Below are 13506 nucleotides of genomic sequence, written 5' to 3' on the forward strand. Positions count from 1 at the left end.
GATGTTTATTTGGGGAAAACGAGATGACTTCGGTCAAATGCGTTTGGAAAAATTGGTTTGCCGTCGTCATAGGTAGCGATGCCTGTTTTGGGATCCACTTTCACAAATCGCGCCAGTCCGTCAGCCCTGAGCACGATGCCTTTTCCGTTGTAACACTCGGGATCAAAGCTGAGACCATTCCTATTCATATTCGCCAGTAGAATGGGTCCCCCTGCCGTTGTCGCTGACTGGTTCTTTACGTAGGAAAACCCGCACTCACCAGCTTCAAGAACCTTCGACCACGAAGAGACATCATAATCTGGCCGCTTATTTACCGTAGCACCACCACGGGCATAAAACAGCTCCTCGGACTTGGTATAACCTCCCGCGATCAGCTGCCCCAGGTAGTCGTTAGAGAATTCACCCTTAAACGAATGATCGTTGTATGAAACATCACCATCGGGATCGTCTTTATGCACCTCGGCCGTTTCATCACTAGGAAAACTACCGTAATCCTGATCGAACTCTATCAAGAGATAGTAGATTTGTTTTGCATTACTCAATTCGCTACTACCGTGATGAGGCCCCTTCGTTTTCATCACGACGGGCAAAGCAATAACGACTAACACAACAAGCACCACCCCAACCAAGCCTCCCATCAACCAGGGATTACCACGCTTTTGTTCTGAATTCACCTTTTCCATGGTCACCATGATTCACAGAAGTATGAAATAATGATGAAGCCAGGGTGAAAAAACGGTGAATTGATCCAATCATCCACTTTTTCATGGCTTCATGACTTCACTTCCAACGTCCCTTCGGTAACGCCGAGTTTTTCCATCACATCCAGATCCTGCCAGAGGTGGCTGCCGGAGGTTTCGCCTGATAGAAGTTGCTGATAGGCTTTCAGCGTTTCACCCGTTGCCGTTGCATCTTCATCGAGAAGGTCAATGCGGAACCTCCTCAAGCCGGTGCCACGCATTTGTTGGTAAAAGCGGGCACCTGTCTGGGCCCGACCATTAAACAGGGTGTTCCGACAGCCCACATCCGCCTTCAGGGTGTGCAGCTGCCCTACGCGATCCTTCATCTGCACGTGATGTTTTTCACACGGCTTACCACAATCCAGGATACTCGTCCCCTCACTCATAAAGGAGCAAAACACACAGTGCTCCATATGAAACATCGGCATGTGCTGGTGAAGTGTCAGCTCAAACCAATCGGTCGGCGCAGCTAACAGAAGGTCGAGAACCTGCCGGATATTCAAATCATAGGAAACCGTCAGATGATCCAGCCCACCTTCCTCGCTAAGGATCTTCGCCGTCAGCGGGTTGGCACAATTCAGGGAAAAATCACCGGTTTTGTACAGGTCGGCCCGATCTTTAAAGTAAGCGACCCCACCCAGGTTACGGATCAGCACCCCATCGGGCTCGGCGCGCTCGACGACTTTAAAAAAACCGGCTTCACCCGGTTTCTGTATCCGCGGGGTGGCGAGGTGAATGCGGGCACCCTTGGACTGCCTGACCAATGCCACCGCCTCCTTGCCTCGGCGGATATCTTCGAAGTCGACATAGATGTTAGTAATGCCGACATCGAGCGCGGCCTCAACCTGCTCCATCGACCGGCATAAGGCAGAGAGCTCACGATGGTGTGACTCGTCTGTTTTCCGGGTCGGCAGGAGGTCTTTGAGACTGACTTGGGTTGATGCGGGCGGGACACCCAGGTTCGCTTGAGCGGGCTCTTGGTCCATGGCCTCGACGAGTGCCCGGCGGAGTCGGTTCACCGCCGAAACCGGCATCATCACAGCACCGACGAGTTCGTTGGTGACCGTACCCAGTTTCCACGCCGTGCCACCTAAGCGACCTAACTGTTGTTCAAGAAACTCCGTGGTAAATGGTCGGCTCTGGGCCGCCTCGAGCGTTTCAGAAGAGGTTACTGACACCTTGCCACAACGAAGGACCATGGCTTGCCCGGCCTCGCCTGCCACGGTGATATTGAGGGTGTCCCGGATGGGTTCGAGCCTGGCGTTTTTCCAGCTTGCCTTAAGGGCCTTGTTGAGTTTGGGATCGTCTGTCTTCCAGATTTTCAACCCGTCTTTGATCCCCTCTTTGATTTTATTCCAATCGAGTCCACTCTGCTCGCGGTGAAACAGGAGCCGGTTTCCCTGCACCTCCCAGATCCGGGCACCCTGCTCATCATCGCGGTTCTCGCCGGCATCAAATACAACCCCATCACCCGCTTTCATGGGAATCCCGGTCGCTAGTTTCACTTCCACCCAGCCGCGCTCACAAGCAGTGACCTCGCCGACGTAGACGCCCCGTTTTTTACCAAACCTACCATGCGTCAGGCGCGGGTGGTTGGTCCCTTCCAGCCAGCCGGTCGAGAGCCCACGGGAAAAGGTCATCTCCATGCTGTAGCGGTCCTCCCTGGTAATGGGGCTTTCCTTCCCGGCCACAGCGGCATCAATCGCCTTGCGATACACCCTGGTAATGGCAGCCACGTATTCTGGCGACTTCAATCGACCCTCGATTTTATAGGAAACAACCCCCTGCCTGACAAGATCAGGAATCAAATCGACTGCGGCGAGATCCTGGGGACTGAGCAGATAACGCACCTCCTCCAGGTCACGCTCTTCACCATCGATTACCAGCGTATAAGGCATCCTGCACGCCTGCGCGCACTCGCCCCGGTTGGCCGACCTTTGCCCGAGACTCTCACTTGTTAGACACTGACCTGAGTAGGCGACACAAAGTGCCCCGTGCACAAACACCTCCAGGGCCACACTCTCGGTCGGTTTGAATTTCCCGATTTCCTGCAGTGAAAGCTCCCGTGCGAGCACGGCGCGGTCGAGCTGATAGAGCTGATCCGCAAACTGCAATCCTTCGGGCGAAGTAATCGTCATCTGGGTGGACGCGTGGATCTCAAGATTCGGCGCCACATGCCGCGCCAACCTCGCCAAGCCAAGATCCTGCACAATGATGGCATCGACACCACATTGATCGAGTAATCGTAGCTGCGCCTCGGCCGACTCCATCTCACCGGTAAAAATCAGCGTATTCATGGTGACAAAACCACGCACACCATGGGCGTGGAGGAACTCCATCAACTCCGGCAGGTCGTCATCGGTGAAGTTGTCGGCACGAAGCCGGGCATTGAATTTCGGCAGGCCAAAAAAAATCGCGTCCGCCCCATTGGCCACCGCCGCGCGGGCACAATCCCAGTTTCCCGCTGGAGAAAGAAGTTCAGGTGAGCGATCAGTGGTGCCGGACATCAGGCATAGCCTTACTGAACCTGACCGACATTGTCCACTCACGAAAAATGAGAATCTCTCCACGGCGGAGGAAATCCCCTTGCCCTATGCGCCAAAATACTTTGCCATAGCCCCGCCAGTCTGATCCTGCTGAGAAAATGACAGATACCCCACTGATGAAAGATGGCCTGGGCGAGGCCGCGGTAGAACGTATCATCGATGCGCTTCAGGCTGCCGGTGCCGGGTTCTCCCGCGATAGCTTTCTCAGGGATGCCCTGTCGGTCCTGGAAAACCTCGAACTCAAGGACCGCGTTCGCCACATCATCACCGTGATGGGTGTCCATCTGCCCGCTTCATTTCCCGAAACAGCAGCTATCCTGGGCGAAATCCGCGACCACTGGCCAGAGACTGACGCCAGGGACAAACGCCAGATCTTCGCCGCCTGGCCAATCGTCGACTACGTCGCTGCCCACGGCCTCAACCACCCACAGATCGCGCTACCGCTGCTGCGCTATCTCACCCCCATGTTTTCCGCCGAGTTTGCCATCAGGGCATTCCTCGAAGTCCATCCGGAGCAAACCTACAGCCAGATGCTGCTCTGGTGCCTGGACAGCAATGCACACGTGCGTAGACTGGCGTCCGAGGGGATTCGACCACGCCTGCCCTGGGGCAAACAACTTCCTCAATACATCGACAACCCAAAACCGGTCATTTCCCTGCTGGAAAACCTCAAGGATGACCCCTCCGACTACGTCAGGCGATCCGTCGCTAACAACCTCAATGATGTCTCCAAAGACCACCCGGATCTTGTCATTGAAACGTGCCGACGCTGGCAGGCCGACAAGGTTTCCGCCCGGCAATGGATCATCCGTCACGCCACCCGCACGATGGTCAAGGACGGATACCGCGATGTTTTCCCGCTGCTGGGCTACACCCGCAGGCCCAAGCTGGACATCCGCCACCCGGAACTCTCCACCACCCACCTTTTGCTTGGTGACGCACTCGGTATTTCCACGCGGATCACGTCGACCTCCACCGACAAACAATACGTGGTCATCGACTACGCCGTGCACTACATGAAATCCAGCGGAAAGACTGCCTCCAAGGTCTTCAAGTGGAAAAACCTCCGTCTCAAGCCCGGACAGTCCGTGACGCTGGAAAAATCCCACCCGTTCAAAAAAATCACCACCCGCCGTCACTACCCGGGCGGACACAAAATCGAGATTCTGGTCAACGGCAGACACGCCGCAGAAACCCCTTTCGAGCTGCACATCCCCTAATGCTTGAAACTTCAAACTTCAAACTTGAAACTTCAAACTTGAAACTTGAAACTTGAGGGCTAAAAGCCCCCCATGAACTGCCACGGCCCACGGATGAATATGGACCCCTCTCTCCACACCGAGCGCAAGCCCGACTGGATCAAGGTGCGCCTCCCCAACGATCCTAAATTCTGGTCGACCAAATCCATGGTCACTGACTTGAACCTCGTTACCGTCTGTGAGGAAGCCCAGTGCCCGAACCGCTGGGAATGCTGGAGCCACGGCACCGCCACCTTTATGATCGCCGGTGAGAAATGCACCCGTGCTTGCGGATTCTGTGCGGTCAAGACCGCCCGCCCTGACCCGCTGGAAGCCGACGAACCCCAGCGTGTCGCCGAAGCCTGCAAACGCATGAATTTGCAGCATGTGGTGATCACCGCAGTCGCCCGTGACGACCTGCGCGATGGAGGGGCCGAGCACTTCAAGTTCGTCATCGAAGCCGTCCGCGCCGCAAACCCCGGTATCATTATCGAGGTCCTGACACCCGACTTCAACGACAAGGACTTCGCACTCGAGCTCTGCATGAGTGGTCGACCCCATATTTTCAACCACAACATCGAAACGGTCGAGCGCCTGACCGCGCTTGTCCGGAGTCGGGCCAAGTACCAACGCTCACTCACCGTGCTGAAAAAAGCCAAGGCGATCGCCGGGGGTAAAGTGGTGACCAAAAGCGGCCTGATGCTCGGACTCGGTGAGAAAGAGGTAGAGGTTCTCCAGGCGATGGATGACCTGCGCACCCACGATGTCACCGTGCTGACCCTGGGTCAGTACCTCCGTCCATCCCCGCGCCACCTGCCTGTGGTCGATTACGTCAAGCCGGAGAAATTTGCCGAATACAAGCAGATCGCCCTCGCCAAAGGCTTCCGCCACGTCGCCAGTGGTCCACTTGTCCGCAGCTCCTACCACGCCGCTGATTTCCGTCCCGAGCTCGACCTCATCGACGACATTGAAAAAGAAGCCGCCGCCGCACAGGCCTGATTTCGAAGTCATCCAGAGGCGTAAAAAAAGCGTGTGCCCGCCATGGACACACGCTTTGAAAATGATCGGCTGGGATTTGGATTAACGTCCGCCGCCGCGACCGCCGCGACCGCCACGGTCACCACGACCAAACCCGCCTTCGGAGAACTGTTTAATCCGGTCCTTGGATTCCTGGCTGAGGGCCTCTGTGGTTTCGAGATACTTGGTAGCAGCCTCCTTGTCCTGGCGCATCCATCCCACAGCGGTCATGCCAATGGCACGGCTACGGTCCCTTTCGTCGCTGATGGTTTCAGCGAGTTTCAGGTTCTGCTGGATGTCTCCACCCTGGTTGGACATGACGTAGGACGAAACCGCTTCATCACGCACCGCACCAGCGGGTTGTTTGTTGACAAACTCCAGGGCAGCGGCTGGGTCCTGACCCACCCATGATGAAACCACCCGGCCAATGCTTTCGCTCTGGGCCTCTTCAGTCCCGTTGGCCATCACCCAGGCAGCGGCGGCGGCGGGGTCTTCCCGACTCCACTCACGGGCGATGTCTTCCATGGCATTGGTGCGTGCATCCCCCTCCGGAATGGAGGTAATCTGGCCAGCGGCGGCTTTGGGATCGGAATCGGCCAGTCCACGAAGGGCACGGGCAGTGGCATCGGCTTGTTGGTCGGCAGGAAGGCCGGCAATCCACGATTTGGCTGCCGCCCAGTCCTTCGCACCCCACTCACGGGCGATGGTATTCTGAGCATCCCTGCGGGCCTCTTCATCCGTGATGGTTGAAAGCATACCAGCGGCTTTGCTCGGATCTTCCTTGGCGGCCTGTTCGAAAATCCCACTGATGGCATCCCTTTGGTCGCGACCTGTCAGGGTCTGCGCCCAAGCCATGGCTCCGGCGGAATCCTGGCGCGCCCACTCGGTGGCGATCACACCCGCGGTAGAACCGCCGCGACCTCCCCGGCCTCCCATCATTCCACCCATGCGGAATTCATTCGGGTTATCGGTGAAGTACTTGGCTGCATCCTGGGGATACTTGGCTGCCCAGCTCTGCATCACGGTGCCTTTGACAAACATGCCGGCCATTCCCATGGTCTTGGTGTATGCCATCGCAGCAGTCGGGTCTTCCTCACCCCAACGGGCAAAGAGCAGATAACCCACCATGATCCGCTCGCTCCATGGGAGGTCTTCGAGTTTTTTGGCCTCCTCTTCGAATTGTGACGGGTCGAGACCAGCGTAATAGTCCATCAGCGCCTGGAGGCGGGCATTCTGACCGGGAAGGGCCATCGCTTCGGCCGCACTTTTCACACGGCTCCCGCGGCTTACGGTACCCCCTGAAGAGGAAGAGGACGGTCCACCGGCTCGACGCGCCGTGCGGGCATCTGCGGGGATATCCTGATCGGAGTCAGGGGCGGGGGCGGCGTTTTTGCCGGCAATAAAGCCAGCGGCACCACCGATGACGAGGGCCGCGATTGGCCCGAGAACGGTTGCTTTCATAATATCAGTATGGTTGGTGTGTTGTAATTGGATGTATGCAACCAAGGAAGCGACACAAAGTTGCAAAATAGTTGAATTTTCAAAACCGGCTCAAAACTTGCCAGGCCCGGGTAATTCAACCTTCCATTTCCAGGCATATCCATTATGCCTACCGACGATGATCAACCACTCCGTTTCCCGTTGGTGCTTCGGCTCCACCCCGCTTGATTCACTCTGTGAGAAGTGCCACCAGCTAGGCATTTCAGCCCTTGACCTGCTGACACTCGACGAGATACCAGTGGTGCAAAACCTAGGCATCGAGTGCTCGATCACTGCGGCCCATCCCGACGCTGACGGTATCGGGGACATTGAGAAGGGCTTTAACAACCCCGCCTACCACCCTGCGCTGCACGCGATCTACCGAAAACTGATTCCCGCCGCCGCAAATCTCGGCGTGCAACAGGTGATCTGTTTTTCAGGAAACCGGGAAGGTGTCTCCGATGACCTGGGCATGGCCCATTGTGCCGCCGGCCTCGCTCCCTTGATCCCCCTGGCCGGGCAACACGGCGTCACCCTGGTCATGGAGCTGCTCAACTCCAAGGTGGACCACCCCGATTATCAATGTGACCACACCGCCTGGGGAGTCGCCCTTTGCCAAATGATGGACTCCGCTCATTTCAAGCTGCTCTATGACATCTATCACATGCAGATCATGGAGGGCGATGTGATCCGCACAATCCGGGAAAACCACAGGTACATCTCCCACTATCACACCGCGGGTGTACCCGGCAGGCACGAGTTTGATGAACGCCAGGAATTGAATTACCCGGCGATCACCCGCGCCATCGCCGCAACCGGATTTGATGGCTACATCGGCCAGGAATACGTGCCCACCACCGATGATCCCTTCGTGTTCCTCCCCCGCGCACTTGAGCTGTGTTCGGGCTACCCCCCCCCCCGCCACCGTTATGGCCCAGGCGGCGACTCCCTGTGGCCGCATCACCAGACACCGTGCCTCAAAAATTACGACGAACACGGCCGAATGTTCCACAGTTCGTGCCACCATAAAGTACGATGACAATGTGGAAACATTGCTAAAAGTTGAGACAAATCCCCCGATGACAATTTGGAAATCTAGTACGATGACAAATCAGCCGTTAACACCTATTTTCCCGGACTGGCCCCTCTCTTACATTTTAGAGGCTCTATTATCTTTACAAGCTCTCGATTTGGATTCTCTCCAACGTATTTATAATCGTCATACAAAACACCATCGCCGTAGAAGAGCAACACAACCGAACGTCGCCCCATATACAATTTTTCGATAAAGAAAAAATCGTTCGGACTGGGTCCTTCATCATAATATCCATACTCCTTCCTTTTTGCATCCAAGCGTCTTGGTGACTCTACAATTCTAGTTAGAATATTTCGAATCCTGCGGTGCTGATTCGGAGTTAAATTTATATCGACCTTGGGTATGTAGCTCTCAACTCCGTAATTACTTCTACCAATAAAGTAAACCGCATCCGAACGGTTCAATGCTTTGCTTGGTTTTTCAGTTGGCGAGCAAGAAAGTAACATTCCCGCCATAACTAAAGGCATTAGAACACAAAACGCTCTAATAAATTTTATTAGTGTCTCAGAGATGCGCATTTCTGGTAAAGTTCGTCGAAATTCTGATCAAATTCAGCAACGGTACAACGGTCCTTCACTGACCACCCAACCCCTTTTTTCTTATACTCTCCTTTGACACAAGCCTTGTGCCCTTCTGTGCCAATAGCAAACTTAGCACATTGCGCGTCTGCTTTTGAGTAAGCTTCAATTTCATGGCAAAGTGCAGTCCTACAATCCGTGTCTTGATCTGCTTTCCCGCTGCAATACTGCAAGGCATGAATCAACTCGTGGTGTAACACCTCTTCTAGGGTTCTACCGTTTCGCTTGAGATTGTTATAGCATATTTCAATAACACCATTCTTCTTTCTGCTTATCCTGCTACCCGAGAAAGTTCCACTGTTTCTATTATCGCAACAATTGCAATATATCAGAGGTGCTTTACATCTTTTCCTCCTCATGCTAACTAGAACCCCCTTTATCTTCGGACTTTCCAAACTTTTGTCTATCTTATCATGACAGTCTCCCTCCTCCTCATCTGTTAGTCTTTCATTACCCAATAGATCGGAGTTATTTACGCCATCATTTCCCACAAACCCATACAGATTGTTGCCACCATCTTCCTCAATCGGATCTCTGGATGGCCAGCGGCCTGTAACCGGATCATAGTATCTGTAACCGTAGTAGTAGAGGCCGGTTTCTGCGTCCAGGTATTTGGTGCTGAACTTGAAGCGGTTCCATCCAAGCCAGTCACTGTTACCACCCTCGGATTCTACCTGACCGAAGGGGTGGTACTTATACCATGTAAGCATGGCTCCCGTATCCGAAGTCGTGCCCATGGTATTCCCATTGGCATCCGGATGCACGTGGGCGACCTGGGCTGTCCCACCCCCTGCGGCAAAACGCTCGATCATTAGAAGGCCGCCTACTGTGCCAGCTCCCTCCAAGCTTCCTGTGAGATCGGCTCCCCATGTGTAACGAAGGAATTCCGTCTCTACTCCGGATGCGTTTTTCTTTTGCTCGCTGATCATCAGCCAGCCGCTCCATGAGTAGCGGTGGGTAACACCCGTGGTGGTGTTTTTCCTCTGCACCATTCTGCCCAAAGCATCGTGGATGTATTCGATGTTTCCATTGGCTCGCATGCGGTCCTTCCGATCCCACGTCAAGCTGCGGCCGCGTAGGGAAGTCGTGTTGCCGTTGGAATCATATGACGGCTGATCACCTGTGATCATCGTATATGCGTTTGTATTGCTAGAAGTGTAGTTGACCGTTCCCAGAGCAGGAGTAACTGCGCTGAGGCGGTTACCTGAATCATTGAAGTTAAACTGGTGGGTGGGATTGGTGGTAGGCACGGCTGTTGCAGGGTTCCCTGTTGTCAGGAACTTAGCATGGGTAAGCTGGCCGAGCGAGTCATAATCATAGGCCTGCCCCCCCGCAAATAATGGGGTGGAGATCAAATTCCGCAGCGCACGACGAGGATACCTTGCCGTTCAACCTCCTGACTTTACGCCATAAAAATCCTTTTCTCCCTCCATTTCTGGTAGAAAAAAATAACCACAAAACACACCGCCACCGCGATCAGGACACCGTATTTACTCAGCCAGCTGCCGGCCTGGAAGGGTTTTCCGGTATCGACCATGGAAAAATCACGCATCCGGGCCACCACCGCCTCGACCCCCGAGGGACCGGTGCCGTGTGATACCACTTCTCCAGTCTGACGCTCCACCAACACCATGTGCGGAATGCCATTGGCCGCATATTTTTCCACCAACCCGGTCGATCTGAATACCACCGCCGGCCAGTGCATCTGGTATTTTTTCATGTAGGCAATCATTTTCTCCTCTGATTCATCACTACCGACCAACACGATTTCCACCGGCATCCCCTTCTGGTTGAGCATGCGCTGGTATTCCTCGACCAGCGGCGGGGTCGTTTTCCGGCATGGCGGGCACCAGGAAGCCGAGTAATAGAAGGCAACGTGCGTGGTATCGGCTTTGAGATGAAACGGCACAGGCTCCCCGTGTTCGAGCCGATACAGCGGCACCTCATCCAGCGCCCCGGCATGGAGTGGGCCTGCAACCAAAAGGAGAACGATCAAGCATCGGGAAATCATGCCCCAAAGTCGCCGCAGAACCCGGAAATGCAACCTAACAAATCAAGCGTTTGATCTATGATTAACACCCGGAAATAACACAGTAAACTTGTTATCGTGCCGATTTTTTGTATTGAACAGGCAATGGCAAAGGCAATTTCCGCACAGTTTTTCGCCGTTTGAATTGATCCATCCATGATCCTTATGAAAAAACATACCACCATCACCCACCTGAGCCTGTTAGTCGCTCTCAGCATGGCAGGCAACGCATCCGCGCAAGAGCCGCTCCAACCCGTCCAACCGGCAAAAAACATCAACCAACCCCGGGCCGAGCTGGGTAAGAAATTGTTTTTCGATCCGCGGCTTTCCAAGTCAGGGTTTATCTCCTGCAACTCCTGCCACAACCTCAGCATGGGGGGCTCGGACAACCTGACCAGCTCCATCGGCCACAACTGGCAGCAAGGTCCGATCAACTCACCCACGGTGCTCAACTCCAGCCTGAACTTTGTCCAGTTCTGGGACGGCCGCGCAGCGAACCTCAAGGAACAGGCCGGAGGTCCGATCGCCAACCCCGGTGAAATGGCATCCACCCATACGCTGGCCATTGACATCCTTAATTCCATCCCCGCTTACGTCAAAGAATTCAACCAGGTGTTCGGTGAGAAAAAAATCACCATCGATCACGTGACGGATGCCATTGCCGAGTTTGAAAAAACCCTGGTCACCCCGAACTCACGTTTCGACCAGTGGCTGAAGGGCAACAAGGACGCCATCAGCGAGCAAGAACTCAACGGCTACAAGTTGTTTAAAAGCAACGGATGCGTTGCCTGCCACAACGGCGAGGCTGTCGGCGGCACCATGTACCAGAAAATGGGGCTGATCAAACCTTACCCCACCAGTAACCCGTCCAAAGGCCGATACGAGGTGACCAAAAATGACGCCGACCTCAACATGTTCAAGGTGCCGACACTGCGGAACGTGGAACTGACCTACCCCTATTTTCACGACGGAGGAGCAAAAACGCTCGAACAAGCCGTCAAAATCATGGGTGATGTCCAATTTGGCAAAAAACTCACCGATGCCGAAGTCGCCGACATCGTCGCATTCCTGAAAACGCTCACCGGCGAGCAGCCGTCGTTCACACTCCCCATCCTGCCACCTTCCAATCCAAACACCCCAGCCCCCAAGCCCTTCGAATAGTTTACAACAGCATCACTCCTGCCAAGTCGGCGGTTGACTAATGGCCATAGACTCCCCTATCTTCCGCGCCCCATGAGCGACCAGTCAGCCATTCCAGAAACACCGCAGTCCACCGACCTGTCCTCCATCGCCTCGGCGACGGGGGAAGCCGATCTCATCGCCGTAAGACGCGAGAAGCTCGCTAAACTCCGTGAACTCGGAATCGACCCCTTCGGCGGGAAATTCGACACCACCACCACTCCGGGAAGACTCAAGGCTGACTTCGCCGACAACCAGCCAGTCACCATCGCCGGCCGCCTGCTCGCCATCCGCGACATGGGTAAATCCGTCTTTGCCACCGTCGGTGATGCCGAGGGCCGCATCCAGATCTACCTCAACCAAAAAGGGGTCAGCGAGACTGATTGGGCCGCTTACAAGCTGCTCGATATGGGCGACTGGATCGGCGTCGAAGGCGAAACCTTCACCACCGGAAAAGGCGAGCCGTCGGTGAAGGTGGAAAAACTTACGGTGCTCAGCAAGTCGCTGCGCCCGATGCCCGACAAGTGGCACGGCGTCGCCGACCGCGAAACCAAGTACCGCAAGCGCCACCTCGACCTGATGTCCAACGAGGCATCCGCCGAGGTCTTCATCACCCGGTCAAAAATGATCGCCGAGATCCGCAGCTTCCTGCACGACCGCGGCTACCTTGAGGTCGAGACCCCGATGCTGCAAAGCGTCGCCGGCGGTGCCGCCGCCCGCCCCTTCGAGACCTACCACAACGCCCTCGGCATGGACCTCACCCTGCGCATCGCACCGGAGCTTTTCCTCAAGCGGCTGCTGGTCGGCGGTTTCACCAAGGTATTCGAACTCAACCGCAACTTCCGCAACGAGGGCATCTCCCGTCGGCACAACCCGGAGTTCACCATGCTCGAGGCGTATTGCGCGTTTGGCGACTTCGAGACGATGGCGGACATGGTCGAGGAAATGACCTGCCACCTGGCGGAAAAATTCTGCGGCGGCCTGCAGATCGAGCACAAGGACGAGGAAGGCAACACCCTGCGCACCATCAACCTGCAGCGCCCGTGGAAACGCGCCAATTACCACGACCTGATCAAGGAGGTCGCCGGTGACGACTTCTTCGACATCACCCCGGAGGCCCGGCGCGCGAAATGCGACGAGCTCGGCGTGCAGATCTCCGAAAACATGGAGGACTATGAGGTGGTCCAGCAGGTGTTTGAGAAAAAAGTCGAGGAGCACACCTTCGACCCCTGTTTCGTCACCCGCGTCGCCTCCGAGCTCATCCCGCTCGCCAAGGTCACCCCCGGCGGCAAAACCGTCGAGGTTTACGAACTCATCATCAACGGGCAGGAAATCTCCCCCGGCTACTCCGAACTCAACGACCCCGACGTCCAGCGCCAACGCCTCGAGCACCAGGCGGGCGGCGAGGAGGAGCAGGAAATCGACCACGACTTCATCGAGACCCTCGAGAACGGCATGCCCCCCGCCGGCGGCATCGGCATCGGCATCGACCGCCTGATCATGATGCTCACCGGCGCCCCGACCATCCGCGATGTCGTCCTTTTTCCGCTTTTGAAAAAGAAAGACTAAACGAACCGTCTAAAAAGCCGCTTTCCCCTGCCTCA

The 13506-nt window shown here is 55.5% G+C and carries 11 protein-coding genes; 5 read left to right on the forward strand and 6 right to left on the reverse strand.

The window, feature by feature from the left end; translation table 11 throughout:
- Positions 1 to 5: 5 nt before the first annotated feature.
- Positions 6 to 692 carry a hypothetical protein gene (locus tag H7A51_18405; protein ID MCP5538190.1) on the reverse strand — a complete coding sequence of 229 codons (687 nt, stop codon included), beginning with the start codon at positions 690 to 692 and terminating at the stop codon, positions 6 to 8.
- An 80-nt stretch (positions 693 to 772) separates the two neighbouring features.
- Positions 773 to 3247: a U32 family peptidase gene (locus H7A51_18410; GenBank protein MCP5538191.1), complete on the reverse strand. Its 2475-nt coding sequence runs from the start codon at positions 3245 to 3247 to the stop codon at positions 773 to 775.
- 137 nt (positions 3248 to 3384) lie between these two features.
- On the opposite strand from H7A51_18410, the gene H7A51_18415 reads away from it, so the two are divergent.
- Both H7A51_18415 and lipA read left to right on the forward strand, forming a co-directional pair.
- Positions 3385 to 4506, forward strand: coding sequence for a DNA alkylation repair protein (locus tag H7A51_18415; protein MCP5538192.1), 1122 nt, complete (start codon positions 3385 to 3387; stop codon positions 4504 to 4506).
- A 72-nt stretch (positions 4507 to 4578) separates the two neighbouring features.
- Positions 4579 to 5523 (forward strand): lipoyl synthase, encoded by a 945-nt coding sequence (gene lipA / locus H7A51_18420; GenBank protein MCP5538193.1) that lies wholly within the window; start codon positions 4579 to 4581, stop codon positions 5521 to 5523.
- An 81-nt stretch (positions 5524 to 5604) separates the two neighbouring features.
- Here lipA and H7A51_18425 read toward each other — a convergent pair whose 3' ends face one another.
- Positions 5605 to 7002 carry a hypothetical protein gene (locus H7A51_18425; protein MCP5538194.1) on the reverse strand — a complete coding sequence of 466 codons (1398 nt, stop codon included), beginning with the start codon at positions 7000 to 7002 and terminating at the stop codon, positions 5605 to 5607.
- Positions 7003 to 7159: 157 nt separating this feature from the next.
- Between H7A51_18425 and H7A51_18430 the strand changes: the two genes are divergently transcribed.
- On the forward strand, positions 7160 to 8059 hold the full coding sequence (locus H7A51_18430; protein ID MCP5538195.1) for a TIM barrel protein: 900 nt from the start codon (positions 7160 to 7162) through the stop codon (positions 8057 to 8059).
- Between the two features lie 86 nt (positions 8060 to 8145).
- Here H7A51_18430 and H7A51_18435 read toward each other — a convergent pair whose 3' ends face one another.
- The 3 genes from H7A51_18435 to H7A51_18445 all read right to left on the reverse strand — a co-directional run bounded on the left by H7A51_18435 (position 8146) and on the right by H7A51_18445 (position 10690).
- Positions 8146 to 8634, reverse strand: a complete 489-nt coding sequence (locus H7A51_18435; GenBank protein MCP5538196.1) for a hypothetical protein — start codon at positions 8632 to 8634, stop codon at positions 8146 to 8148.
- The gene (locus H7A51_18440; protein ID MCP5538197.1) at positions 8613 to 9944 is read right to left on the reverse strand and encodes a hypothetical protein; all 1332 of its coding nucleotides are present in this window, start codon (positions 9942 to 9944) and stop codon (positions 8613 to 8615) included. Before H7A51_18440 ends, H7A51_18435 begins: the two co-directional genes overlap by 22 nt.
- 152 nt (positions 9945 to 10096) lie before the next feature.
- Positions 10097 to 10690 carry a redoxin family protein gene (locus H7A51_18445; GenBank protein ID MCP5538198.1) on the reverse strand — a complete coding sequence of 198 codons (594 nt, stop codon included), beginning with the start codon at positions 10688 to 10690 and terminating at the stop codon, positions 10097 to 10099.
- Between the two features lie 198 nt (positions 10691 to 10888).
- On the opposite strand from H7A51_18445, the gene H7A51_18450 reads away from it, so the two are divergent.
- Both H7A51_18450 and lysS read left to right on the forward strand, forming a co-directional pair.
- Positions 10889 to 11884 carry a cytochrome-c peroxidase gene (locus H7A51_18450; protein ID MCP5538199.1) on the forward strand — a complete coding sequence of 332 codons (996 nt, stop codon included), beginning with the start codon at positions 10889 to 10891 and terminating at the stop codon, positions 11882 to 11884.
- A 72-nt stretch (positions 11885 to 11956) separates the two neighbouring features.
- A complete protein-coding gene (lysS, locus tag H7A51_18455; GenBank protein ID MCP5538200.1) occupies positions 11957 to 13471 on the forward strand; it encodes a lysine--tRNA ligase in 1515 nt (504 codons plus the stop codon).
- The last annotated feature ends 35 nt before the right edge of the window (positions 13472 to 13506 follow it).

The organism is Akkermansiaceae bacterium, from assembly GCA_024233115.1.
Classification (GTDB): domain Bacteria; phylum Verrucomicrobiota; class Verrucomicrobiia; order Verrucomicrobiales; family Akkermansiaceae; genus Oceaniferula.

Bases quoted from the DNA above. Each gene is read 5' to 3' on its own strand.
- H7A51_18410 (MCP5538191.1), bottom strand. From the start codon at position 3,247: ATGTCCGGCACCACTGATCGCTCACCTGAACTTCTTTCTCCAGCGGGA.
- H7A51_18435 (MCP5538196.1), bottom strand. From the start codon at position 8,634: ATGCGCATCTCTGAGACACTAATAAAATTTATTAGAGCGTTTTGTGTT.
- H7A51_18405 (MCP5538190.1), bottom strand. From the start codon at position 692: ATGGTGACCATGGAAAAGGTGAATTCAGAACAAAAGCGTGGTAATCCC.
- H7A51_18430 (MCP5538195.1), top strand. From the start codon at position 7,160: ATGATCAACCACTCCGTTTCCCGTTGGTGCTTCGGCTCCACCCCGCTT.
- lysS (MCP5538200.1), top strand. From the start codon at position 11,957: ATGAGCGACCAGTCAGCCATTCCAGAAACACCGCAGTCCACCGACCTG.
- H7A51_18425 (MCP5538194.1), bottom strand. From the start codon at position 7,002: ATGAAAGCAACCGTTCTCGGGCCAATCGCGGCCCTCGTCATCGGTGGT.
- lipA (MCP5538193.1), top strand. From the start codon at position 4,579: ATGAACTGCCACGGCCCACGGATGAATATGGACCCCTCTCTCCACACC.
- H7A51_18450 (MCP5538199.1), top strand. From the start codon at position 10,889: ATGAAAAAACATACCACCATCACCCACCTGAGCCTGTTAGTCGCTCTC.
- H7A51_18415 (MCP5538192.1), top strand. From the start codon at position 3,385: ATGACAGATACCCCACTGATGAAAGATGGCCTGGGCGAGGCCGCGGTA.